25 protein-coding genes are annotated in these 25,238 nt (G+C 38.0%); 15 read left to right on the forward strand and 10 right to left on the reverse strand.

Annotated features, from left to right (window positions below; all coding sequences use genetic code 11):
- Positions 1-51: 51 nt before the first annotated feature.
- The gene (gene genR / locus IGL36_RS01260; protein WP_002362941.1) at positions 52-813 is read right to left on the reverse strand and encodes a transcriptional regulator GenR; all 762 of its coding nucleotides are present in this window, start codon (positions 811-813) and stop codon (positions 52-54) included.
- A gap of 198 nt (positions 814-1,011) precedes the next feature.
- On the opposite strand from genR, the gene IGL36_RS01265 reads away from it, so the two are divergent.
- The 6 genes from IGL36_RS01265 (at position 1,012) to IGL36_RS01290 (ending at position 7,582) form a co-directional block, all read left to right on the forward strand.
- Positions 1,012-1,602 carry a dihydrofolate reductase family protein gene (locus tag IGL36_RS01265; RefSeq protein WP_002386047.1) on the forward strand — a complete coding sequence of 197 codons (591 nt, stop codon included), beginning with the start codon at positions 1,012-1,014 and terminating at the stop codon, positions 1,600-1,602.
- Positions 1,603-1,733: 131 nt separating this feature from the next.
- Positions 1,734-3,101, forward strand: a complete 1,368-nt coding sequence (locus tag IGL36_RS01270; RefSeq protein WP_002379039.1) for a TrkH family potassium uptake protein — start codon at positions 1,734-1,736, stop codon at positions 3,099-3,101.
- Positions 3,102-3,121: 20 nt separating this feature from the next.
- Positions 3,122-4,285 (forward strand): cation:proton antiporter, encoded by a 1,164-nt coding sequence (locus IGL36_RS01275; protein ID WP_002355211.1) that lies wholly within the window; start codon positions 3,122-3,124, stop codon positions 4,283-4,285.
- 126 nt (positions 4,286-4,411) lie between these two features.
- The gene (locus IGL36_RS01280) at positions 4,412-4,852 is read left to right on the forward strand and encodes a CopY/TcrY family copper transport repressor (RefSeq protein ID WP_002379040.1); all 441 of its coding nucleotides are present in this window, start codon (positions 4,412-4,414) and stop codon (positions 4,850-4,852) included.
- A 15-nt stretch (positions 4,853-4,867) separates the two neighbouring features.
- Entirely contained in the window at positions 4,868-7,354 is a 2,487-nt protein-coding gene (locus IGL36_RS01285; protein ID WP_002397561.1) for a heavy metal translocating P-type ATPase, read from the forward strand.
- Positions 7,355-7,375: 21 nt separating this feature from the next.
- Complete coding sequence (locus IGL36_RS01290) at positions 7,376-7,582, forward strand: heavy-metal-associated domain-containing protein (RefSeq protein ID WP_002355215.1); 207 nt, start codon at positions 7,376-7,378, stop codon at positions 7,580-7,582.
- Positions 7,583-7,625: 43 nt separating this feature from the next.
- Here IGL36_RS01290 and IGL36_RS01295 read toward each other — a convergent pair whose 3' ends face one another.
- Positions 7,626-8,996, reverse strand: a complete 1,371-nt coding sequence (locus IGL36_RS01295) for a PH domain-containing protein (protein WP_002379043.1) — start codon at positions 8,994-8,996, stop codon at positions 7,626-7,628.
- The gene (locus tag IGL36_RS01300) at positions 8,996-9,385 is read right to left on the reverse strand and encodes a GntR family transcriptional regulator (RefSeq protein ID WP_002358356.1); all 390 of its coding nucleotides are present in this window, start codon (positions 9,383-9,385) and stop codon (positions 8,996-8,998) included. Before IGL36_RS01300 ends, IGL36_RS01295 begins: the two co-directional genes overlap by 1 nt.
- A gap of 149 nt (positions 9,386-9,534) precedes the next feature.
- Here IGL36_RS01300 and IGL36_RS01305 point away from each other — a divergent pair, with 149 nt between their 5' ends.
- Positions 9,535-10,863 carry an aminopeptidase C gene (locus tag IGL36_RS01305; RefSeq protein WP_002358357.1) on the forward strand — a complete coding sequence of 443 codons (1,329 nt, stop codon included), beginning with the start codon at positions 9,535-9,537 and terminating at the stop codon, positions 10,861-10,863.
- Between the two features lie 44 nt (positions 10,864-10,907).
- On the opposite strand, the gene IGL36_RS01310 is transcribed toward IGL36_RS01305, so the two are convergent.
- Together IGL36_RS01310 and IGL36_RS01315 are read right to left on the reverse strand one after the other, a co-directional pair.
- Positions 10,908-11,528 carry a flavin reductase family protein gene (locus IGL36_RS01310; protein ID WP_002379044.1) on the reverse strand — a complete coding sequence of 207 codons (621 nt, stop codon included), beginning with the start codon at positions 11,526-11,528 and terminating at the stop codon, positions 10,908-10,910.
- A gap of 21 nt (positions 11,529-11,549) precedes the next feature.
- A complete protein-coding gene (locus IGL36_RS01315) occupies positions 11,550-12,524 on the reverse strand; it encodes a ring-cleaving dioxygenase (RefSeq protein ID WP_002355221.1) in 975 nt (324 codons plus the stop codon).
- A 265-nt stretch (positions 12,525-12,789) separates the two neighbouring features.
- On the opposite strand from IGL36_RS01315, the gene IGL36_RS01320 reads away from it, so the two are divergent.
- Positions 12,790-13,146: a DMT family transporter gene (locus IGL36_RS01320; RefSeq protein WP_002397559.1), complete on the forward strand. Its 357-nt coding sequence runs from the start codon at positions 12,790-12,792 to the stop codon at positions 13,144-13,146.
- On the forward strand, positions 13,143-13,454 hold the full coding sequence (locus tag IGL36_RS01325) for a DMT family transporter (RefSeq protein WP_078122391.1): 312 nt from the start codon (positions 13,143-13,145) through the stop codon (positions 13,452-13,454). The genes IGL36_RS01320 and IGL36_RS01325 overlap by 4 nt, the downstream gene beginning before the upstream one ends.
- 95 nt (positions 13,455-13,549) lie before the next feature.
- Here IGL36_RS01325 and IGL36_RS01330 read toward each other — a convergent pair whose 3' ends face one another.
- Positions 13,550-14,596, reverse strand: a complete 1,047-nt coding sequence (locus IGL36_RS01330) for a chitinase (protein WP_002355224.1) — start codon at positions 14,594-14,596, stop codon at positions 13,550-13,552.
- Between the two features lie 42 nt (positions 14,597-14,638).
- Positions 14,639-15,223: a lytic polysaccharide monooxygenase gene (locus tag IGL36_RS01335; protein ID WP_002355225.1), complete on the reverse strand. Its 585-nt coding sequence runs from the start codon at positions 15,221-15,223 to the stop codon at positions 14,639-14,641.
- A 274-nt stretch (positions 15,224-15,497) separates the two neighbouring features.
- On the opposite strand from IGL36_RS01335, the gene IGL36_RS01340 reads away from it, so the two are divergent.
- From IGL36_RS01340 to IGL36_RS01350, 3 genes are read left to right on the forward strand one after another with little or no spacing between them, the layout of a single operon-like run.
- Entirely contained in the window at positions 15,498-16,232 is a 735-nt protein-coding gene (locus tag IGL36_RS01340; RefSeq protein ID WP_002355227.1) for an acyl-ACP thioesterase domain-containing protein, read from the forward strand.
- 49 nt (positions 16,233-16,281) lie between these two features.
- Complete coding sequence (locus tag IGL36_RS01345; protein WP_002358361.1) at positions 16,282-17,115, forward strand: DUF72 domain-containing protein; 834 nt, start codon at positions 16,282-16,284, stop codon at positions 17,113-17,115.
- A 16-nt stretch (positions 17,116-17,131) separates the two neighbouring features.
- Positions 17,132-17,668 carry a haloacid dehalogenase gene (locus tag IGL36_RS01350; protein WP_002355230.1) on the forward strand — a complete coding sequence of 179 codons (537 nt, stop codon included), beginning with the start codon at positions 17,132-17,134 and terminating at the stop codon, positions 17,666-17,668.
- Between the two features lie 22 nt (positions 17,669-17,690).
- Here the strand turns inward: IGL36_RS01350 and IGL36_RS01355 are convergent, their stop codons facing one another.
- Positions 17,691-19,043 carry an aspartate kinase gene (locus IGL36_RS01355; protein WP_002391510.1) on the reverse strand — a complete coding sequence of 451 codons (1,353 nt, stop codon included), beginning with the start codon at positions 19,041-19,043 and terminating at the stop codon, positions 17,691-17,693.
- 186 nt (positions 19,044-19,229) lie between these two features.
- On the opposite strand from IGL36_RS01355, the gene IGL36_RS01360 reads away from it, so the two are divergent.
- The 3 genes from IGL36_RS01360 (at position 19,230) to IGL36_RS01370 (ending at position 23,110) form a co-directional block, all read left to right on the forward strand.
- Positions 19,230-19,916 carry an HAD family hydrolase gene (locus IGL36_RS01360; RefSeq protein WP_002355232.1) on the forward strand — a complete coding sequence of 229 codons (687 nt, stop codon included), beginning with the start codon at positions 19,230-19,232 and terminating at the stop codon, positions 19,914-19,916.
- Positions 19,917-20,101: 185 nt separating this feature from the next.
- The gene (gene ezrA, locus IGL36_RS01365) at positions 20,102-21,838 is read left to right on the forward strand and encodes a septation ring formation regulator EzrA (protein ID WP_002375789.1); all 1,737 of its coding nucleotides are present in this window, start codon (positions 20,102-20,104) and stop codon (positions 21,836-21,838) included.
- 126 nt (positions 21,839-21,964) lie between these two features.
- Positions 21,965-23,110, forward strand: coding sequence for a cysteine desulfurase family protein (locus IGL36_RS01370; RefSeq protein WP_002358363.1), 1,146 nt, complete (start codon positions 21,965-21,967; stop codon positions 23,108-23,110).
- 52 nt (positions 23,111-23,162) lie between these two features.
- Here the strand turns inward: IGL36_RS01370 and IGL36_RS01375 are convergent, their stop codons facing one another.
- Together IGL36_RS01375 and IGL36_RS01380 are read right to left on the reverse strand one after the other, a co-directional pair.
- On the reverse strand, positions 23,163-23,855 hold the full coding sequence (locus tag IGL36_RS01375; protein ID WP_159154322.1) for a response regulator transcription factor: 693 nt from the start codon (positions 23,853-23,855) through the stop codon (positions 23,163-23,165).
- The gene (locus IGL36_RS01380; protein WP_002385380.1) at positions 23,852-25,195 is read right to left on the reverse strand and encodes a sensor histidine kinase; all 1,344 of its coding nucleotides are present in this window, start codon (positions 25,193-25,195) and stop codon (positions 23,852-23,854) included. Before IGL36_RS01380 ends, IGL36_RS01375 begins: the two co-directional genes overlap by 4 nt.
- Between the last annotated feature and the right edge of the window lie 43 nt (positions 25,196-25,238).

Below are 25,238 nucleotides of genomic sequence, written 5' to 3' on the forward strand. Positions count from 1 at the left end.
AACAAAAAAGCTCATGCTGTTTTAGACAGCATGAGCTTTTGTGAAAAACAACTAGGAAGGTGTTTCATCTAGTTCCTTTAAAAGTTGACTTGCTTGATGAGCTAGGAGTTCAATTAAAGCAATGACAGGGATTTGAGTGGTTGTATTGACTGACTTATCTGCAAATGGAGAACGTTCGTCGGGCATATAATAGGAGATGTTGTAGTCAGCCAAGCGGGCAATAGTTGAATGTTGATTGTTGGTAATGCTTAGCACTTTGGCGCCAGCTGTTTTAAAATCGGTCATTTGTTTAATCATTTCATTGGTTTCCCCAGATACAGACAGAATCAAGGCTAATGTATTTTCAAATCCGCGCTTGGGGATAGGCGTAAAGGGATCAGCAATACTGTAAGAATTGATATTTAAGTTGGCAAAATAACGACTGCCATAACTACCTAAAATTCCGCTAGTACCAATGCCAGTAAAGGCAACGTGACGTGCTTGAACAATCATTTGGATTGCTGGACGAAGCATTTCGTAATAGGTTTCTTGGTTTAATTTTTTTAAAAAAGCATCGACGTGAACCGTGGCATCATAAAAATTTTCAAACGTTTGTGTTTGTTTGGCTTCTTCTTTCACTGCATATTTTAATTCGGAAAAACCAGCATAGCCCATTTTGTTACAAAATCGTAGAATCGTTGAGGTGGAGACATGACAGGAAGTAGCCAGTTGGCGAATGGTCTGTTGAGGGATTTGGTGCAGGTGTTCCAATACATAATGGTAAACGAGCATTTCTAATTCATTCAAGGTCTGAACCTTCTCTAAATCAAACAAAGTAATCCTCCTTTATATAAAAACTGAATATGTTATTTTTTTGTGTAAATCAAATAAACCAATTCTTATTTTTCTTGAAAAAAATGTAAAATAACTCAATAAAAAGTTTCTTATTTCCTATTTTACAAAAAGTAGCCCAATTATCCTAGTTTTTCTCTTTTTTCTTTTAAAAATAACAATGCGCACCCCTAGAGTTTTTTGAGAAAACAAGCTAAAATAGATAAGAAGAGAAAAGGAGGCGTTGATGTGGCACGGGAAGTAATTTTATTTATTGCAGCGAGTATTGATGGTTTCATTGCGGACAAAGCGGGCGGTGTTGCTTGGTTAGAAGAGAATATTCGTGGCGATGAAGAAGATCGTAGTTACGATGAAATGTATGAAAAAATAGACACTGTGGTAATGGGGCGGACTACTTATGATCAAGTGACACAAGAATTGTCCCCAGATGTGTATTTTTATGAAGACAAGCATTCTTATATCATTACCTCTCATCCAGAACCATCAACTGCTTCAAGAACTTTTACCAAGGAAGATCCCGTCACATTAATTCGTCGTCTCAAAGAAGAAGACGGCGCGGGAATTTGGATTGTTGGAGGCCCGAAAGTGGTTCAACCGCTTTTGGCAGCTGATTTAATTGATACCTTCATTTTGACGACAATACCACTGTTTCTGGGTGAGGGCATTGCTCTATACGAGACAATGGCTCAATCAATCCCAGTTCGTTTAAAACAGGTTTATCAAAAAAATGAGTTGGTTTATTCGATTTATCAACGTGAAAACAAAAATTAAAAAATAATTATTCGGTTGGGCAAGTTGCTTTCAAGGTTTTGAGTTTCTCATAGGGCGAGAGGAACAAAGCAACAGTTGTCTAGCCGTTTGTGTTGTTTTTGATTGACAAAGAAATGGTAGAGGAGAAAAAAATGAAACATCAGATCAAAAGAAGGTTGTATATTTCACCTGTTCAAACAATTGTCTTAGGCTTTTTTCTATTAATTGTTGTAGGCACGATCTTATTAATGATGCCTTTTTCTGCACAAGCTGGACAAAAAACGCAATGGATTGATGCTTTTTTCGTGGCAACTTCCGCCGTCTGTGTTACAGGGCTTTCGCCTTTGAATACGGCGGAACATTGGAGTCCTATCGGGCAAGTTATTATTATGATTTTGATTGAATTAGGCGGCTTAGGCTTTTTAACCGTTGCCACGATTTTCTTTAGTTTGCTGCGGAAAAAAGCGTCATTAAGTGTACGGATGTTGTATCAAGAAGCTTTAAATGTTAGTGAAGTTTCCGGAGTTTTTCGTTTAATGAAATATATTATGAAGTTTGCGGCCATTATTCAATTACTTGGAGCCTTCTTGTTGTCCTTTCAATTTGTGCCAACATTTGGGTGGAAAAAAGGGTTGTTTTTTAGTCTCTTCCATGCCGTTTCGGCATTTTGTAATGCTGGCTTTGATTTGCTAGGGGATAGTATGGTTCCTTATCAAAATTCGCCTTATCTTTTACTAGTCATTAGCTTTTTAATTATAGCTGGTGGTTTAGGATTTATTGTGTGGCGCGATATTTTTGCAATGATTAAAGGCTATAAAAATAAAATTAAGCACCGTGTTAGTATTCATACACGCCTTGCTTTAACGGTGACCGCCACCTTTTTAGTCTTAGGGACCGTTATTTTTTACATTTCAGAATATCGCCATTTTCCAGCTGACATGTCTTTTTGGCAGCGTCTTGTCAACAGTTGGTTCTTGTCGGTTACACCAAGAACGGCTGGCTTTTATTCGGTTGATTATTTGAAAATGAGTAATCCAGGCCTGATTGTCACGATTTTGTGGATGTTTATTGGTGGCACTTCAGGATCAACCGCTGGCGGCTTGAAAACCACTACGTTTGGTGTGTTATTTTTACAATTTCGTGCAATTTTTAAAGGGAAACAGCGAGTGGAATTCCATGAACGCACAATTCCTGAGCGAGTAGTGCTCCAAGCATTTACTTTGTTCTTCTTGGCAACTTTTTTATGTGTAACTGCTTCGGTTATTCTCTCGTTTACAGAAACATTACCTTTAAAAAACGGGATTGAGTATATTGTTTTTGAAGTGATTTCTGCATTTGGAACGGTCGGTTTAACAATGGGGTTAACACCAGATTTAACTGTTTTTGGTAAACTGGTGATTATTTTTCTAATGTTCGTCGGTCGTGTGGGTGTGTACACGGTGTTATTGTCATTAATTAAGAAAGGCTTGGAAAGTCAGTCGAAAGTTCAATATCCAAAAGAATCAGTGATGATTGGTTAATAGAGAAAGAGGGAAATAGTATGGAATTTTTAGGTATTTTATGTTTGATTTTAATTACAACGACTTTAGCAGGTGTTGCTTGTAAAAGAGTAGGAATTCCTGCGGTAATTGGGCAATTGCTAGTAGGGATTGTGTTAGGTCCAGCGATGTTAAATATTGTGCATCAAGATGTGTTTGTGCATGACTTTTCAGAAATTGGTGTCATTATGCTGATGTTTATTGCTGGAATGGAATGTGAATTGGAATTATTGAAAAAATATGCGAAACCTAGTGTCATGGTCGCTATTTTGGGCATCGTTTTACCGGTTGGTTTTACTATGTTGATTGGTCAGCTGTTTGCTTTTTCTTGGAAAGAAGCTTTTTTCCTTGGGTTAGTTTTAGCAGCAACGTCGGTCAGCATTTCAGTAGAAGTATTAAGAGAGTTGAATGTTTTAAGTAGTAAAGAAGGTGCAACGATTCTTGGGGCTTCCGTCGTTGACGATATCGTGGTCGTGATTATTTTAAGTGTCGCTGTCGGCATGATTGGTGCAAGTACAGGCGGCAATACAGAAGTCAGCTTTATTGTTAAGTTAATTGAACAAGGCTTATTCTTTATTGGGATTTTCTTTTTGGTCCGCTTTATTGCTCCCTATTTACTACGTTTAAGTCAAAAAATGAACATTGGGTCGTCTGTTATTATCATGTCATTGATTATCTGTTTGGGCATGGCTTATTTGGCTGATTTAGTTGGTTTAAGTTCTGTCGTAGGTGCTTTTTTTGCAGGGATTGCTGTGGGACAAACGGATGCAAAAACAGAAATTGATTTCAATATTGAAGCTATTGGCTATGCCGTGTTTATTCCCGTCTTCTTTGCCAGCATTGGCTTATCAGTGACATTTAACACGTTAGGAAAGGATTTACCTTTTATTTTGGTAATGACGATTATGGCGATTTTAACGAAATTACTGGGCGGCGCCTGGGGAGCGAAAATGGTTGGTTTCTCCAATACAAGTTCTTTAATGGTCGGTGCTGGGATGGTTTCGCGTGGGGAAATGGCATTAATCATTGCGCAAATTGGCTACCAATCTAAATTACTTTCAGAAGCGTATTATACGAGCATGATTGTGGTAATTATCTTAACGACCTTAGTTGCACCGTTCTTATTGAAATACTTTGTTAAAAAACAAGAATCTGCGTTGCAATAAAAAAGATGAGCAGAAGTTGTTGACAAAAAAATAAAATAGCTATATGATGAGTTCAAGATAAACGACTACATTTGTAGTCGATAACCTTGAACTCTTTTTTATTGATGAAGGAGGAATTTAACGAGTATGGCAAAAGATAAATTAGCGACAATTACAGATGCAGAGTGGGAAGTCATGCGGGTTATTTGGACCCAAGGCAAGACCACGAGTCGTGAAGTGCATACACTTTTAAATGAGAAGAAAGAATGGAAATCAACGACCGTCAAGACGTTACTAAGTCGTTTAACAGATAAAGGGTTAGTTGGAACGGAGAAGGCAGGCAATAAATATATTTATTATCCGCTAGTAGAAGAACGTCAGAGCGTTGAAACGGTGGCAGATGAACTTTTAGCCAAAGTGTGCAGCCGTAAAGTTGGTTCCGTGGTGGAAACAATTTTAACAGAGAGTCAGTTGAGTTATGACGATTTGGATCGATTAGAGGAACTATTAAAAGAGAAGCGCAAGACGGCGGTTGAATCCGTCCCTTGCAACTGTATTCCTGGTCAATGCCAATGTCATTTAATTTAAAAAGGAGTGAAAAAAATGGAAAGTAAAACGTTTGATATTGAAGGGATGAGCTGTGCTTCCTGTGCCCAAACGATTGAAAAGGCTACGGCGAAGTTACCTGGGATGGCAAAGGCAAGTGTCAATTTAGCTACGGAAAAATTAAGTGTCACGTATGATCAGACGGAAGTCACAGAAGAAGAAATTAAGGAAGCTGTGTCAGATGCTGGCTACAAGGCGATTAGCCCAGCCCAGCAACGAACGTTTGCGATTGAAGGAATGAGTTGTGCTTCCTGTGCCCAAACGATTGAAAAAGCTGTGAACCAATTATCTGGTGTTCAACAAGCGATTGTTAATTTAGCCACGGAAAAACTGGTGGTTAGTTATGACGACCATCAAGTAACGAGTGCTGAAATTATCAAAGCAGTTACGGATGCAGGTTATCAAGCGACAGAAGAAGTCGCTGCAGGTGCAACAGCGGACCAAGATCGTGAAAAGAAACAAAAACATATTGCTGAGATGTGGCAACGTTTTTGGATCTCAGCGGTGTTTACAGTGCCCCTTCTTTATATTGCGATGGGACATATGGTAGGCTTACCATTGCCGGATTTTTTGAATCCAATGACACATGCGATGACCTTTGCAATGGTTCAATTGATTTTGACTTTACCCGTTCTATATGTCGGCAGAGAATTTTTCACAGTTGGTTTTAAAGCATTGTTTAAAGGGCATCCGAATATGTTTTCTTTGGTGGCTTTAGGAACCAGCGCTGCTTTTGTGTATAGTTTATATGGCACAGTCATGATATTTTTAGGAGACACAAGTTTTACAATGGCTCTTTATTATGAATCAGCGGGTGTTATTTTAACCTTAATTACATTAGGAAAATATTTCGAAGCTGTTTCAAAAGGGAAAACCTCAGATGCGATAAAAAAATTAATGGGTTTAGCGCCGAAAACTGCTCATATTTTACGTGATGGCGCAGAAATTGAAGTGCCAGTTGATGCTGTTCAGTTGGATGACATTGTGATTGTTCGCCCAGGAGATAAAATCCCTGTTGATGGAGTGATTGTTTCAGGCAGTAGTTCTGTGGATGAAGCCATGTTAACGGGCGAAAGTTTGCCTGTTGAAAAGAAAGTCGGTGATGCAGTAATTGGTGCTAGCATCAATAAAAATGGCAGCTTTCAATTCAAGGCGACAAAAGTGGGAAAAGAGACGGCCCTTGCCCAAATCATTCAATTAGTGGAAGATGCGCAAGGCTCAAAAGCGCCGATTGCACAATTAGCTGATAAAATTTCGGGTGTTTTTGTCCCAATCGTCATTGGTTTGGCTGTTCTTTCTGGCTTGGCTTGGTTCTTTTTAGGACAAGAGTCATGGATTTTCGCTTTGACAATTACTATTTCTGTGTTAGTGATTGCTTGTCCTTGTGCGCTCGGCTTGGCAACGCCGACTGCGATTATGGTGGGGACAGGTAAGGGCGCTGAAAATGGCGTTTTAATTAAAAGTGGGGATGCTTTAGAAACCACTCACAAAATTCAAACAATCGTGTTTGATAAAACAGGGACTATTACAGAAGGCAAACCGGTGGTTACAGATATTTTAGTTGCTGATTCAGCACTTTCAGAAGCTGAGTTACTAACATTAGCAGCTTCTGCAGAACAAGGATCAGAACATCCTCTAGGTGAAGCAATTGTGGAAGCGGCTAAAGAACGTCAATTGCCATTAGCAGAAGGAAGCGATTTTTCAGCGATTCCAGGTCACGGCATCCGTGTGACAGTCAACGAACGAGTCCTACTTTTGGGCAATATAAAATTAATGAAAGAAGAAGCAATCGAGCTATCAACGTTTGTTCAACAAGCGGATCGTTTGGCAGAAGAAGGGAAAACCCCAATGTTTGTGGCAAAAGATGGTTCGTTTGCGGGTATCATTGCGGTAGCAGATACTGTGAAGGATAGCAGTCAAACAGCCATTGCACGTTTGCATAAAATGGGGATCGAAGCCGTAATGATTACGGGAGACAACAAGCGTACTGCAGAGGCGATTGCGAAACAAGTAGGTATCGATCGTGTCTTAAGTGAAGTTTTACCAGAAGATAAAGCGTTAGAAGTGAAAAAACTACAAGCAGAAGGCAAAAAAGTTGCGATGGTGGGTGACGGGATTAATGATGCACCAGCACTTGCCCAAGCAGATGTGGGGATTGCTATTGGTTCAGGCACAGATGTTGCAATGGAATCGGCCGACATTGTGCTAATGCGTAGTGATTTAATGGATGTGCCTACAGCAGTTGAATTAAGTAAAGCGACCATCAAAAACATCAAAGAAAATCTTTTCTGGGCATTTGCCTATAATACATTAGGTATTCCAGTGGCTATGGGTGTGTTACACTTATTTGGTGGACCTTTGTTAAGTCCGATGATTGCAGCAGCAGCTATGAGTTTTAGTTCAGTCTCTGTCTTACTAAACGCCTTACGATTGAAAGGATTTAAACCTTCGACGGTGAAAAGAACTAGTGGAAGTCAAAAATAAAATTGAAAAGGATGAAGTGAAATGGAAAAAACAGTAAAAATTGATGGGATGAAATGTGATGGCTGTGTTCAAGCGGTCACTGAAAAATTTAGTGGAATTGACGGCGTAACGAATGTTGCGGTTCACTTGGCAGATCAAACAGCCGTTGTGACAGCAGATCGTGAAGTAAGCCAAGATGAACTGAATACCACGTTGGCAGATACAAAATTCAAGGTTGTCAGCGAATAACAAAAAACAGGGCCTACCATCATGAGTAGGCCCTGTTTTTTTGTTATGGAAGTTTGGCTTTGATTTCCTGATAAATCTTAGTCGTTTCTTGACCATCACGCGCAGTATAATAATAAACTTTCTTCCGCGTTTCTATTTTCAGAATCGGATGACTTTTTGTATAAATTAGTAAATAAGCAGGTTTTCCAGCGACTTTAAATTCTCCTGTTAAGTAACTATCTGTCGCAGCACCCATTGTGCGGATGCGTTCTTGAGGTAAGTCATCAATCAAAGAAACAGCAGTGATTTGGTTAAAAGGAATTGACCTTGTTTTTGCTAATGGGGCAGATAACTCAATTTGTTTATTTTCAATAGTTGCTTGAAAGGCATGACTAGAAAAATCATTTATAAACATCGGCACTGTGGCAAAGAACAGCACCGCAATCGTTAAAATACCAGTAGCGGCTAGAATAATTTTCCCAGCAGGCCGTCCTAGGTTAATAGATAAATTCATACCAATGCGATCAGGAACCATGATTTTGGGGTCCTTTGGATTGATATAAATCCCATACCGCCAATATTGATCATCATCCCCATAGCGATAATCGCCAGCCTGTAAAACGAATTGATCTTGTTTTTTGCGCATTGAAAATAGGTAGTAGAAGAGAAAGCCTACATAAACAAACAAAAGAATAAAATAACAAAAAGTAAGGGCCATCGCAACCGTATAATCAATTACAATTGTGAAAGTTGGTAAAATGGTTAGCGGTGCAAAAACTAAGGCGGATAAAACCATTAAAACAGACCAATGATGCCGAAATAAATCATTAATTTGCTGATTAATTTTTGAGTCACTAGTTAGCGGTTTGACAGGTAAGCGCGCGATAAAATAATAGCCGCCAATGAACAAACTTAACATCAAAACAGTAATTAAGAAAAGAATCCAGGAACCAATCGCCGTTTGCAAGGAATAAAAGCCCCCAGCAAAAGTAAGAATAATCGCAGGTAAAAACCACCAAAATGAAATAAGTTTCTGGTTTTTATTTAAAACTAATTGCGTATCGATTAAGAGAGGACGCTTAGGTAGCAACCAGCCGTTTTGCATTTTTAAAGCGGCCATTTTGCGAATATAAACGATTTGCAGATAGTAGCCACTGCCAATAAAACTAAATAAAAGTAACAGAAAAAGAAACAACAAAATCGAATCATAAGGAATAAATAACAAAGGTAAACTAAGAACACTAAAAACGGCTGCTAGTTGAACCAAGCGTTTTTTATAACGTTTTCGGATTGCTTGAACGCTGGGATCTTGTAGTTTATCTTCTGGTAAAGTGTTTTCCAAAATAATATTTTTGTGAGGATTTGCATAAATCCCCATAGTAAATGCCATAAAAAAAGCGACAGAAACTAGGATGAAATAAAAGAATACCGCCATTATAATGCACGCCCTTTCGAATCAAAATTTTGATAAATTTTCTGAATAAGTGCTTGGATTTCTGCTTCGGATTGCTGATGTAAAAAACTTTCAGCCAACAGAAGTTCTAAACGCTCATGCAATTGCTGTTGCCAAACAGCGGTAGCAGGTAACTTTGCGGCAATTTTGGTGCCGTTACGACGGTCAGTCACAATATAACCTGATTGCTTTAACTTATTATAAGCTTTTGAAACAGTCATCATATTGACCCCGATTTCGTCCGCCAATTGTCGGATAGAAGGCAAACTTTCATTGGGAACCAGTTCACCTTTGGCAATGCCTACAATGATTTGATCAATGAGTTGCTGATAGATGGGCTGTTCGCTTTGTTCATCTATTTCTAAAAGCATCGAATCACTCCTGTCTTATTTGTGTTATCTGTATTATATATCCTAATACAAAAAGAGTTGGAAAGCAAGGAATTTAGAGTAAATGGTTGTTTCTGTTTAAAGAGAAGCATATAATGAAGAAGAACGTAAAATGAAAGGACGATGAAAATATGACAGCAATTGAACCAAAATTAACAGAGAAATTCCATCAAGATTTCTTGAACAATAATAAACAAAATGCCTTACAACGTAGTGTAGTAAAAAATGGTATCAGCGCTTCAGGTGAATCTGTACAAGGAGCCGTGAATAACGTACCCGTCTTTTCAGTCGACTTAGCTACTGGAAAAGTGGCCAATCAAAAACAAAGCGGTCGCTGCTGGATGTTTGCGGCATTAAATACATTTAGACATAGAATGTTAAATGCGTTTCAATTAAAAGATTTTGAATTATCACAAAACTATACATTTTTCTGGGATAAATATGAAAAATCAAACTATTTCTATGAAAATATTATTGCAACAGCCGATCAACCGTTGACTAGTCGTAAAGTGGCCTTTTTATTAGCGACACCACAACAAGATGGTGGGCAATGGGATATGATCGTTTCAATTTTTGATAAATATGGCGTAGTGCCTAAAACGGCAATGCCTGAAAGCAGCAACAGTTCCAATTCACGTGATTTAAACAACTATTTAAATAAAAAATTACGCAAAGATGCAACAATTTTACGTAGTTTAATTGAAAAAGGCGCTTCTGCTGAAGAAGTCCAAAAAAACAAAGAAGCAATGTTACAAGAAATTTATAATTTCTTAGCAATCTCTTTAGGAACACCGCCAGAAACCTTTGATTTTGAATACCGTGACGAAGAAAAAAATTATCATTTGGATCAAAATCTAACACCGCAAACATTCTTTGAAAAATACGTTGGCGTTAATTTACATGATTATGTAAGTATTATTAATGCTCCTACAGAAGATAAACCATTCAACAAAACATACACTGTTGAAATGTTAGGGAATGTTGTCGGCGGCAAAGAAGTTAAATATTTAAATGTAGAAATGGCTGCTTTCAAAAAATTAGCTGCTGCACAATTGGAACAAGGCGAATCTGTTTGGTTTGGTTGTGATGTCGGACAATCTTCAACACGTGACACAGGAATTATGGCATTAGACGTTTACGATATGAACGATCTTTTTGATATTGATTTTACGATGACTAAAGCAGAACGTTTAGACTTTGGTGAAAGCTTAATGACACACGCCATGGTTTTAACAGGTGTTGATATCGTTGATGGTCAAACAACAAAATGGAAAGTGGAAAATAGCTGGGGCGAAAAAGTCGGTGAAAATGGCTTCTTCGTTATGAGCGATGCGTGGATGGACGAATACACTTATCAAATCGTTGTGCACAAAGATTTATTAACTGATGAACAGAAAAAAGCTTGGGAACAAGCGCCAACTGTTTTGGCACCTTGGGATCCAATGGGCGCATTAGCATAAAACAGAAAAAGAAGGCCCCCGCCGTCAGGGCGGGGGCCTTCTTTTTACGTTGGGCGGCGAACTTCACGGATTTCGCCCAATGTTGTATAATCATTGCCTGCTAAACGAGCAATCGGTTGGAGTTTTTCAGGTAAAATGTACTGATGTTCTTCATCGAAAACGGCTGAATCAAAATAGAAATCGGTAATTTCTACAATGAATAAATCCGTAATAATTTGACCTTCATGGTTAGCAATAGGTACATATTGATGTAAGCGAGCTTCCATCCGAATCGGCGCGGCTTTGATTGCTGGAACAGCAACAGTCTGGCTGGCAATGGTTTCAATACCAAATGTGTCAATTTCACTGATCTCTGCTGCTAAAGACGCCGAAGTCTGATTCATTTGAGTAAGAACGTCTTCGTTAACGAAATGGATGACAAGTTCTTTAGTAGCCAAGATGTTTCGTGCCGTATCTTTAGGCTCTTCGTCTGGTCGTAAAATGGACAACGTTGCTAAAGGAATTTCAGCTGCCGCCGCATTAAAGAAACTAAAGGGAGCAGCGTTGACGACACCTGTAGCTGTATCTTGTGTTGTAACCCAAGCGATTGGCCGAGGAATAATACTTCCTGATAAAAATTTATACGCTGTTTTTGCAGATAACTCGTTACTATTGTAATGAATCATAGGAGCCTCCTAGAAAAAATACTAATTTCTTTGAACATTCGCATCTGAAGTATCGAAAGGACGCACAAATTCTTCAATCCCTGCCCGTTTTGGTTCTAAAAATGGCGGTAATGATAATTTTTCGCCAGCGTGTTCATAGGTTTCATCCTCTAAAAATCCAGGACCATCGGTTGCCAGTTCAAATAAAACATGTGTTGCTGCCAAGAAATATTCAGATTTAAAGTAAAAACGTTCCACAAAGCCAGAATTAGGAAATTCCAAACGATTAATTTTTTCAATCCAGAAACGTAGTGCTTCCTCATCGGCAACGCGCAAGGCTAAGTGATGGACATTGCCGTAGCCTTCTTGAGCCGCTGGCAAATCTTCCCGATGCTCTACGATGATGCTGGCACCATTCCCACCTTCGCCAACTTCAAATAAATGAAAACTACCTTCAGCATCAATCAATTTGAACCCTAAAACTTCAGTTAAAACTAGTTGCAGATGTTCGTAATTTTCGACAGTTACAAAGGCTGGTCCTAAGCCGATTAAAGCATGTTCACTAGGGACGTTAGATTTTTTCCAAGGCGTGCCGGCTGCAACACCTTGGTTCTTTTCATCAGAAATAAGTTGGTAACGTTGATTGTCAAAGTCTTCAAATTCTAAATACTTTTTACCAAAACGTTCTTGAATTTCTCCATGATCAATTGCATATTCATTAAAGCGTGATACCCAGTAATCCAAAGCAGCATCATCTTTTACACGGAAGGAAGTACGAGAAATTGTATTGGTTCCTTTGGTTCCTTTAGGTAAGCCTGGGAAGTCAAAGAAAGTCATATCTGTTCCGGGAGAGCCGGCATCATCAGCAAAAAATAAATGATATGTTTCAATATCGTCTTGGTTGACAGTCTTCTTAATTAAACGTAGACCTAAAATATCGGTGAAAAAGTGATAAATTTTTTCGGCACTTGAAGTCATGGCAGTGACGTGGTGTAAACCTAAAATTTGTGTATTCATAATAAAAATCCTCCTAAAAGAAAAATAATTTTTTGATTAATTAACTTACTAAAAGTAAGTTTAAATGATTAGTCCTAAAAATGCAAAAGAAATGTCTCGAATTCGAACTATTATTTTTTAGTTGATTTTTTAAAAAAATAAGAATATAATAGCCTGAGATATTTTAATACATAAACTTTCGTAAACATCGCCGGATGCTTGCGACTAAAGTGTTAATGAACAGTTCTTAGGCCATAGCTGAACTGTTTGTTGGCACTTTTTTTGTTTGGAAGGGAAGGGAAACAAGATGAGTAAAGCTTGGTTAAAAGTTATTTTTGGCGCTTTTTGTGAAGTGATTTGGGTCATTGGCATGAAGCATAGCACAACATGGTGGGAGATTTTAGGGACAGTAATCGCAATCTTTATCAGTTTCTATGCGCTGATTAAAGCAGGAGAAGAATTGCCAGTCGGTACAGCCTATGCTGTATTTGTTGGCTTAGGTAGTGCTGGAACTATTGTGACAGATCATTTTTTATTCCACACACCATTGGGCATAGGAAAAGTTCTTTTTCTGTTGCTGTTATTAATAGGTGTAATTGGCTTAAAAATGGTAACTGGAAATAAAGAGGAGGAAACAAGATGAGTTGGTTATACTTAGTTATTGCAGGCTGTTTTGAAATTTTTGGCGTAGGTTCAATTAAACTATTTACAACAAAAAAAGACTTACGTTCATTGTTAATTTTAATTCTAGCGTTTAGTGGTAGTTTCTTATTCTTATATTTAGGGATGAGACAATTACCGATGGGCGTTTCTTATGCGGTTTGGACAGGAATTGGTACAGCAGGAGGCGCTATTTTAGGAATGCTCTTAGGTGAATCAAAAGACCTACGACGGATATTTTTTATTTTTTTAATCATTGTTTCTGTGATTGGTTTAAAATTAATTGATTAGAAGGCGAGAGAACATTGTTTGGATTATTGAAAGACAGGTGAGTAAAATTTAAAAAGAGACAGAACCAAGTGCGGTGTTCTGTCTCAAAATAGCTTTTATTTTACAAGGTTACTATAACGTGTCGCAAATTCATTGTTGTAGGACTTGCCGTTGACATCTTGACCAACGTCCCAATTTGCAGACCAAGTCATTAAGCCACGGATAGGATTACCGTCTTTTGCTAACTGATCAAAAGTTTTGGCTACAGGGGTAGCCTCAACGACATAGCCGCTACCAGCAGCATCCCGATTTGCTGGTAAACCAAGGACTAATTTATCGTTTGGTATCTGTAGATAGCCGCGCGTGCCATGGATTAATGAATCAGACATATAATAGAGGAACTCGTATTTTAGAGCATCGTTGCTTTGAGCAACCCAAGTCATAATTTCATCAACCCAGACACCGTCGCCGCCTTGGTTATATAATTGTGGGGCAATGTAATCATAATAACCATTTAGGGAAGTAATGTATGTTTCATAAGCGGCACCAGGTTTTAAATAAGGGAATTCTGGTGCCATCGTAATGATGAAATTTTTTCCTTGTGCTCGATAATGGTCTTTGACTATTTTCAACGTAGCAGGGATGACGGTTTGGTTGTCGCCAGCAGTAATCGCCAATTGCTCTAAGTCGATGTCTAAACCATCAAAGCCGTATGTTTCCACTTGACGAATGATTTCATTCGCAAAGGCTTGTTCATCGCCTTTGACTAATTGAATATGTGCATCTGCTCCACCAAGTGCCAATAAAACTGCGCGACCTTGACTATTTAATTGTGCGACTTCTTGTCGGAAGGCAGTGTCCGTTTGGTTATAAGGCTTGAACGTAGGAATCCGTGTCGTGCCATCGCTTTTCATGAAGGAAACCGGTACGACATTGTAGGCTTGATTTACTTCTGAAAGGTTTAGTGATGCTGATGTTCCTTGTTTGTAACCATCGCGTCCTTTTGAGGCCCAGTTATGCCAATATCCAACCAACACTTTTTTGCCAGAGATATCTACCATCGTATCCGCAGCATCTGCAGAAGCTTGAGTAGGCGTTAACCACAAGCCAACTGCAACGGTTGAAAGAAGGAGAAAAGCAGGAATTATTTTTTTTAGCTTCATTTTTTGAGAACTCCTTTAATTTAGTTTAAGATGTGAGTATTTTTACTGAATGTTCACATCAATCGCTTGGTAAAAGGCGTTCACCGTATCACCAATGCCCCAGACAGCGTAAATGACATGATAACCTTTGCGGTCTGTCGGAATATTAATTGTTTGTTTAACAACTTTATTAGGAACTTCTTGTTTGCCGTCGATTGAAGCAATTTTGTCGAAGTTTTTAATGTCTAATGGTTGATTGGGATTCCAGCCATTTTTAGTAATATAGTAATCCCAAGAAGCAGTTCTATGTTGGGCAGTTAAGTTCCAAGTGATGTCAAGGGGACCTGTTGTAATGTTTGTTTTGTGCCAACGAGTAGCTGTTTGTTCATCCAAAGGTTCAAAACCTGAGACACCTGCACTGGCTAATTTACCAGTAATAAACGTATTTTTGGGCGCTTCGATACTTTGAGGTTCCCATTGTGCACGACCAACATTTGTATTTAAGTTACCACCAGCAGAACTACCAAAGAAAGCACGACTTCCAGGACTTGCTACGTAACCATGAGCCTCCGAAACAGTAGGGGCCAATGCAGCGCCACCTAAAACAAAACTAAAAGCCAGGACGATTGTTAATAAACTCTTTTTCACGAAAAAAACCTCCTAAAAAATTATTTTGTATACGTTTACAGATAGGAATATAACATAATAATCTTTCGGATACAAATAATAAGAAATGTTATTTTTAAAAATAAAACAATATTTTTTAAGTAATATTAAGAATGTTTTTAAATAATATAAATAATAGTGTTTTTCAAAGTTTTGTTAATTTTTCATTCGGAATCGCAATTGAAGAAATCACGTGGTATACTTTTAAGAAGAAACAATGACACGAAAGTAGCCATTGGAAAAAGGAGATTATTTCGTGGGAAAAAAACATACATCCTCTTATGAAGTTGCCTACTATGACGGCGATTTTACTGGTGCAATGAAGATACCGGCTTTGTTAGCGGTTGTCATTAAAGTATCAGAAGAACAAACAGAATTACTAGGAAGAGATGCGGCTTATGTCGCTCAATTTGGTCTAGGCTGGGTCATCACCAATTATGAAATAGAGATTCACCGCTTACCAAAAGTTGGTGAAAAAGTAGCAATTACAACGCAAGCTATGAGTTATAACAAATATTTTTGTTATCGTAACTTTTGGGTTCATGATGAAGAAGGCAATGAATGTGTCTTTGTGAAATCAACCTTTGTCTTAATGGATCAAAAAAATCGGAAAATCAGTAGTGTGTTACCAGAAATTATTGCACCTTTTGATTCTGAAAAAATCACTAAAATTTATCGCCATGAAAAAATTGAAAAGGTCACAGAGGGGAACTTTTTACCTTATCGTGTGCGTTTTTTTGATATTGATGGCAATCAACATGTTAATAATGCGATTTACTTTAATTGGTTATTGGATGTGTTAGGTTATGACTTTTTAACAACGCATCAACCGAAAAAAATTCTTGTGAAATTTGACAAAGAAGTAGAATATGGCCAAGAAGTCGAAAGTCATTACGAAATTGTCGAACAAGAAAATCAGTTGAAAACGCGCCATGAGATTCGGATTGATGGTCAAACCTATTGTGAAGCGAATATCGATTGGACCAATTAAGTTAAGATGACGGTTTAGAAAATAAAAAGTTACGCAGAGGAGGAAGGACATGATTCGCTTAGGATTAACATCTTTTAGTGAACACGACTATTTAACTGGAAAAAAACGGGCCACGCTTTATGAATATGCCAGTCATTTACCGCTAGTTGAAATGGACACGGCGTATTACGGGATTCCTCCCAAAGAACGGGTAGCTGAATGGGTCAAAGCAGTTCCCGAAAACTTTCGCTTTGTCATGAAAGTTTATAGTGGAATCAGTTGTCAAGGTGAGTGGCAGACCTATTATGCAAGTGAAGAAGAAATGATTACCGCCTTTTTAGAAAGTATGGCCCCATTAATTGAAAGTAAAAAATTATTTGCCTTTCTGGTACAATTTTCAGGAACATTTGGTTGTACGAAAGAAAATGTCGCTTACTTGCAAAAAATTCGTCACTGGTTTAAAGACCTACCCATCGCCATTGAATTACGAAATAATTCATGGTATCAACCAAACTTTGTAAAACAAATGTTGCAATTTATGAAAGAAAATCAATTTTCACTTGTGATTGTAGATGAACCGCAGATTCCTACGAATCCAGTGCCCTTTTATCCTTATGTAACGAATCCTAATCTCGTGCTCTTCCGGTTTCACGGACGTAATGCGGCTGGCTGGTTAGCCAATGATGCAGAGTGGCGAAAAAAAAGAACCCTTTATCATTATAATACGCAGGAAATCGCTGATTTAAGCGAAGCTGTTTTAAAAATGTCGCAAGAAGCTAAAGAAGTGGGCGTAATTTTTAATAATAATTCTGGCGGCGATGCCGCAGAAAACGCTCTACAGATGCAAAAAGTCTTGAATTTGAGTTACGATGATTTGAATCCAAAACAATTAGATTTATTTTGAGAAAGAAGGTAGCTGAATGTCTGAAAAGCAATCCCCTTATGAAATGGCTTGTGCATTCCACGAGGTTTTTAATCCACAACAACCAGAGCAACCAACTGCTTTTTCGCCAGAGCTAGCCAGTCGACGAGCAGAGTTTAAAGTCGAAGAACTTGTAGAATTTTTATATAGTGCTGCTGATAATGACCAAGTGCTTTTTCAACAATTGGTCAACGGATTAAAAAAATCTGTCGATAAAGCAGAGCAGAAAGTCTTGGCGAAAGGCAAACCAGTATCTGATCCTTTAGTGGAGGAAGTGGATGCACTAGTTGATTTATTGTATTTTACTTATGGTTCGTTTTGCTTAATGGGCGTCAATCCAACAAAAATTATTGAAATCGTTCATCAAGCCAATATGGGGAAATTATTTCCAGATGGGCAGCCACATTATGATCCAGAAACAAATAAAGTATTGAAACCTGAAAATTGGGAACAAGATTTTGCGCCAGAAGCTAAAATTAAAGCGGAAATTCAACGCCAATTGAAAATTACTGAAACCAATGAAAAAGACGAATGAGAAAACTCATTCGTCTTTTTCATTAATCATGGAAGAACGTCCGATATAAGGCTTTGATGGCTTTTTCCTCTTGTTCTTTTTTGATACCAAACATAATACTTACTTCCGAAGATCCTTGGTTAATCATTTCTAAGTTGATTTTTTCTTTGGCTAACGCCATTGTACTTTCAGCAGTAACCCCAATTCGTTGGCGCATGCCTTCCCCGACAATCATAATCATAGAAAGATGATGCGTGATGCGTAACTCATCAGGCGCTAAAACTTCTTGGAGTTGAGCCATCAGTCGATTTTCAATTTCAGTTGTTAACTGGTCTTCTCTTAAAACAATCGTGATGTCATCAATTCCTGAGGGCATATGCTCATAGCTCAAGGCTAATTTTTCTAGTACTTCTAAGAGCCGTCGCCCAAAACCTAATTCTCTATTCATTAAATACTTACTAATGTAAATACTTGCGAACCCTTGATCACTAGCAATTCCTACAACAGGAGCATGCTTCACTTTGCGAGAGGTGGTAATTAGGGTGCCAGGATGATGTGGGTTGTTGGTATTTTTGATAACGACTGGAATATTTGCGCGATAGGCAGGCATTAAGGCTTCGTCGTGGAGGACGGCAAAGCCTGCATAAGCTAACTCCCGCATTTCTCTGTAGGTCAATTCTTGAATCGTTTGAGGCTGTTCAATAATTCCAGGATGGGCGACATAAATTCCGTCCACATCGGTAAAGTTTTCATACAAATCTGCTTGAACACCTGCGGCAACAATGGACCCTGTGATATCGGAACCGCCACGAGAAAAAGTACAAATTTCGCCGGCTTCTGTATAACCAAAGAAACCTGGAATAACCAAGATTTGTTGAGTCTCACGATAGACACTAATTTTCTCTAAAGCTTTTGGTAAAATGCGGGCATTGCCTGGCTCAGGTGTCACTAGGAGACCTAATTCTTTTGGACTAATGTAGCGAGCATCTAAGCCATTTTGCTTGAAAAAACTGGCAACAACTTTGGCATTATTGTCCTCGCCGCTAGCTAAAAAATAGTCAAATAAAAAAGCATTGTTTTCTTTTGGTAAAGTGGCTAATTGGCGAATCGAAATAGCAATATCAGCTAAAACTGCTTTATCCAAGTGTAATTCATCAAAAAGATCTTCATAACGACGAATGATGGCAGAGATTGTCGATTCAATTTCCTCATTATTTAAGTAGCGCTGATAGTATTGAATCAATAAATCAGTCACTTTAATATCTTGCGGGGTTCGCTTTCCAGGAGCGGATACAACGACAAACGTTCGGCGCGGCTCTTCCTTGACGATTTGTAAGACTTTCTGTAACTGTGGTGCTGATGCTAGCGAGCTACCGCCGAATTTAACTACGTTCACGTTTATCACTCCTGTTTTTAATTATTTTCTCATTTGTAGATTAGTAAAAGGATACCGAAAAACATTTAGAAAAGCAACCACTTATTTTCAGAAAGTTAGGAAATCATGAAAATATTTGTTCTTCATTTTTCCTTAAAATTTTGTTAAACTGTAAAGATATGAGTCGTAACGAAGGAGTTAAATAGTATGACAGAATCCAAAACTGCCATTATTTTTGATATGGACGGTGTCCTAGTAGATAGCGAAGCTTATTATTATGAGCGACGTAAAGCATTTTTAGCGGAATTTGATTTGACCATTGAGGGCCTAACCTTGCCAGAATTAGTCGGTGCGGATATGCGTTCATTATGGCAAAAGATTGAACAAGTCAACAAAAAAGAGCTAGATATTGCTTTTTTAAATGAACAATACATAGCCTATAAAAAAGCGCATCCGATAGATTATTTAGCTGTGCTTGATGAAAATGCGAAACGTGTTTTACAATTTTTAAAAAGACAAGGCTATAAAATCGGATTAGCTTCTTCTTCCACAAAAGACGCAATTGAAGAGGTTTTGACAGTGGGGCAATTAAGTAGTTATTTTGATGCGGTCGTGAGTGGGGAAGATTTCGAAGAAAGTAAACCGGCGCCGGATATTTATCTGCACACGTTACAAGAATTAGCTGTTGCGCCACAGGAATGTATAGCCATTGAAGATTCAGAAAAAGGCATTGCCTCTGCCAAAGAAGCTGGGCTAGAAGTTTGGGCTATGCGCGATGAACACTTTGGGATGGATCAAAGTCAAGCGGATGCCTTCTTAACACAACTAAGTGATATTTGTAAAAAAATTAGTGAAAATCGGATCGATGAAAGCAGTGAATCAACCCCTTCGTAAGAAGATCGCGGGTTTTCTTAAAAAAGTTTGTTATAACTAGTGAATGAATATACAGTTTGTGCTATAATTTTCTATAGGTATTTCTGCAAGAATGCCCTTTTTCAAGGGTCAGGAACAATAGATAACCGTGTGAAGAGAACAAACAACCTTTCTTTTATTATAGAAAAATTATCGGAGGAGCCAAAATGAAGAATAATTGGATTATCATTTTAGTACTAGTAATCGTTATTATTGCTGCGGTGCTATACTTAATTGGTTATTTTATGCGCAAAAAAAATCAAGAACAATTAGATGAATTAGAAGTTCGTAAAGAAGCCCTGTTTGACTTGCCAGTCTTTGAAGAAATCGATGACATTAAAAAAATGCATCTAGTTGGACAGAGTCAAAATAGTTTCCGTGAATGGAATCAACGTTGGGTAGAACTATCGACGCGTTCTTTCGCCGAACTAGAGAGTCAAATTTATGAAGTCGAAAATCAAAATGAAATTTTCCGTTTCATGAAAGCGAAGAAAGCAGTCGTGGAAGCGAATGAAACGATGACCGAAATGGAAGCCGAAGTGGAAGTCATTCGTAATGGCTTGAAAGAATTACGTGAAAGTGAAGAGCGAAATTCATTAGAAGTTCAAAAAGCTTTGGATGTCTATGAAGAATTAAGTAAATCACTAAAAGATGATAAAGCTAGCTTTGGTCCAGCTTACTCCGAAATCCAAAAACAATTAAGAAACGTCGAAATTGAATTCACACAATTTGTCACACTAAATACATCGGGGGACCCAATCGAGGCTCGAGAAGTCCTAGAAGATGCGGAACGTCATACGTATGAATTGGAAGACTTAATGAAACGGATTCCACCAATGTATGAAGAATTAAATGAAACTTTCCCAGATCAATTAAAAGAAATCGAAGAAGGCTACAACCAATTATTAGCTGACGATTATGTGTTCCCTGAACAAAACTTTGCTGAAGAAATTCAACATGCGAAAAAACGTGTCGAGAATTCAATGGCTGATTTAGAAAAAACAGAGATTGCCGCAGTAGAGGTTGCGAACCGCGACACAGCAACGGCGATTGATGCATTATATGAAGTGATGGAACGTGAAATTGAAGCGAAGAAATATGTCGTGACCAATCAAAAAATTATTGATGATTATATTTCTCATTCCTTAAAAAATAACCGTCAATTAATGATTGAATTGGACCATGTATCACAAAGCTATACCTTAAACAACAACGAGCTAGGACGTAGTCGTGGCTTCCAAACGGAAATTGAAGAAATTATTCGCCGTCAAAAAGACTTGGAACCTCGAATGAAAGAACATACCGTTCCTTATTCTGAAATTCAAGCGTTCTATAAAGAATGCTATAAGATTTTAGATGATATTGAAAATCAACAATTAGAAATCGATGCTTCATTGAAAGAACTAAGAAAAGGCGAAAAAGTCGCCCAAGAAAAAGTCGACGAATACGAATTCCGTTTACGGAGTATCAAACGGTATGTTGAAAAGCAACGATTACCAGGTTTGTCTGCTGATTACTTAGAATTTTTCTATGTGGCAACGGATCGAATTGAAGATTTAAGCCGAGCCTTAAATAAAATGCGCATTAACATGGATGAAATCAATCGTTTGTGTGACTTATGCGAAGATGATTTAGAGTTATTAGATAAGAAAACAAAAGATTTAGTCAATGCAGCAGCTCTGACAGAACAAATGATGCAATATGCAAACCGTTATCGTCATACTCACGAGAACATCCGAACGGCTTTAGATAAAAGCATGTATTTATTCTCGACAGAATTCCGTTATCAAGATGCATTAGATGAAATTGGAACGGCATTGGAAGCTGTTGAGCCAGGGGCGTTCAAACGAATCGAAGATTTTTATTTTAAAAATATCAATAACCCTAATTTAACAGCAATTTAATTAAACAATCACTAAACAGAGGTTTGTCGACAGACAAGCCTCTGTTTTTTATGGCGTGGGGGTGACTTGAAGTGATACTTTAGAAAGTATATAATGGGAAAGAATTTTAAAAAAGAAGGGTGACAAATGATTTATTTTGATAATAGTGCAACTACACCGATTTACCCCCAGGCTTTAGATACATATGTAAAAACCAGTCAGCGGATTATTGGCAATCCGTCTAGCCTACATGACTTAGGCAGCCAAGCAAATCGGCTCTTACAACAAGCACGGAAGCAGATTGCAGAGCTAATCAATGTTTCAGCAAATGAAATCTATTTTACAAGTGGCGGAACTGAAGGAGATAATTGGGTTTTAAAAGGAACGGCAATCGAAAAACGAGAATTTGGTAATCATATTATTATTTCTGCAGTGGAACATCCAGCAGTTACAGAAACAGCGGAACAATTAGTCGAACTAGGTTTTGAACTTTCTTATGCGCCAGTGGATAAAGAAGGTCGTGTGAAAGTCGAGGAACTACAGAAATTAATTAGAAAAGAAACGATTTTGGTTTCTGTTATGGCAGTGAACAATGAAGTGGGAACGATTCAACCAATTAAAGAAATCAGCGAGGTTTTAGCAGAGTTTCCTAAAATTCATTTTCATGTAGACGCGGTTCAAGCAATTGGGAAAGTTAATTACTCAGAGTGGTTAACGGATCGGGTGGATTTTGCAACGTTTTCTGCACATAAATTTCATGGACCACGAGGCATTGGTTTTATGTATTGGAAACAAGGAAAACGTTTAGCGCCGCTTTTAACAGGAGGCGGGCAAGAAAACAACCAACGCAGTGGGACAGAAAACGTACCAGCAATTGTGGCAATGGCCAAAGCGTTGCGTTTGCATTTAGAGAACGAACAACAACGGCCGCAACATGTGGCGACATTACGGAGTTATTTATTAAAGGCGCTAGAAGAATTTCAAAATGTGACTGTTTTTTCACAAGATAATGAACATTTTGCGCCACACATTTTATGTTTTGCTTTGAAAGGGATTCGTGGCGAAGTGCTGGTCCATGCATTGGAAGAAAAACAGATTTATATTTCGACCACGAGTGCTTGTTCTAGCCGAAAAAAAATGGCTAGCAGCACCTTGTATGCCATGCATGTGCCAGGGGAATTAGCGACTTCCGCTGTGCGCATTAGTTTAGATGAAAGCAATACAATGGCAGAAATTGAACAGTTTATGATTGTTTTCAACCAACTTTATCAAAAATTTTCTCGTGTAAATTAATAAAAAAATAAGTCGGAGCCTAGAAATAGGCTCCGACTTATTTTTGCTCTCTTTATCGATTGAAGCGGTAGCCACTTCCCCAGAGTGTTTCAATTGGAGAGTTAGAAAGATTGGCTTTTTTTAATTTTTCCCGAATCCGTTTAATGTGAACAACGACAGTCGAAACCTCAGTATCTAAGGCATCAAACCCCCAGACACTTTCAAAAAGTTCTTCTTTATTCCACACACGGTTAGGATGTTCCATCAAGAAAACCAGCAATTTGTATTCTTTGCTTGTAAAAATAACTTCATTTTCTAAAACAAACACTTTGTGGGCGGCAGTGTCGACAGCGATTTCATTGATTTTTAGTAATTGTGGTGGTTGTTCTGCTTTGCTTAACAATTGATAACGGTTCATATGGGCTTTTGCTCGAGCGACTAATTCATTGGGACTAAACGGCTTGATTATATAATCATCCGCACCTAAGCCAAGCCCACGAATTTTATCAATATCTTCTTTTTTAGCCGAAACAATCATGATCGGCGTTTGCTTTTTTTTTCGAATTGCACGACAGATTTCAAAACCATCCATAGTTGGCAGCATCACATCTAAAATAATTAAATCAAAGGGCTCATTTAAAGCTGCTTCCAATCCTTTTTTTCCATCATGTTCAATTGTGACAGTCATATCGTTAATTTCTAAATAATCTTTTTGCAAATCAGCAATGCTTGGATCATCTTCAATAATTAATACATGTGGTTTCATTTTTCATCCTCCAACAACGGCAGCGTAATTATCACGTTGGTGCCGTCTCCTTTTTTACTTGTGACAGTGATTGTTCCCTGATGATAGTCAATAATTTGTTTGACAATACTTAATCCCAAGCCGCTTCCTTTAACTGTTGGGGTTCGAGATTTGTCTACACGATAGAAGCGTTCGAATAAATAAGGTAATTCTTTTTTATCGATACCAATGCCGTTATCTGTAATGGTTAAAACTAAGTCTGTTTGATTATGCGTTAAAGAAATCGTAAAGGCTAGTTGTTCTTTAGTGGGATCCGCAAATTTAATGCTATTTTGAATTAGATTGGTAATCACGCGATTCATCTGCGTGGGATCCATTTGAACGTATAAAGCTTCGGTGGGAAGTACAGAAGTGATTACGAGTTCTTGTTCCAAACGGTATTCTTCAAGAATATGTGCAATAAAACGAGTGAAATTGGTCTTTTCCATTGTAAAGACAGCACGGTCTAGGTCTAATTTAGAATACAAAAATAATTCTTCAATTAAATCATTGAGGCCTAAACTTTTTTCATGAATGACCGTTAAATAGCGCTGTTTTTTTTCTTCAGTATTGGCAACGCCATCCATCAAACCTTCAACGTAACCAATAATAGAAGTAATTGGTGTTTTTAAGTCATGAGAAATATTTGCAATTAATTCTTTCCGATTAGCTTCATATTTTTCGCGTTCCGCATTGGCTTCTTCTAAATCTTGCCACATTTGTTCAAAACTAAGTTGGAGCTGTTTGACTTCTGTTGAGACGGTTTGGTGGCTAGTTGGCGTAAATGGATTTTCTTTTTGGGCATCCTTACCCAATGTTTTAGTCGCTTTTTCTAATGCTTCTAATGGCTCGATAGTGGTTTTGGTTAAGCGCTTATTAATGAGCCAAGCTGCCGCAATTGCTACAAGGATAATTAACAAAATCATCCAGATAATCCAGCGTGTGAAGAATTCAAAAAGGCTGCTTTCGCGTTTCAAGACAATAAAGCTCCCGTTAGAACCATCTAAATAATGAAAATCGGATTTGACATAATGATATAGACGCCCTGCATTATCCAGTGTGCCAGTTGGCATAATATTATTCATTTCGTAGTTTGGAATATGTACAGACAAAGATTTTTCTACTAAATTATCCGAATAATAAGGAAACCGTGCATTCTTTCGAATAATCACACTTAATCCTTTTGCTTCAATTGTTTGAATCGTTTCCTTTAATTCTTTACTCAAAGGTGTATCTAGTAATTTCGGTGATTTTTTTAGCAGTTGATCTAAGGCCAAATAACTTTCTTCTTCGTTAGCGGTCAATGGTCGTTGCTTATTCATCATTCGGTAAGCTTGGGGCAAACTGGGGACAGTTCCTAATGTG

The sequence above is a fragment of the Enterococcus sp. AZ011 genome (assembly GCF_050548355.1).
Lineage (GTDB): Bacteria > Bacillota > Bacilli > Lactobacillales > Enterococcaceae > Enterococcus > Enterococcus faecalis.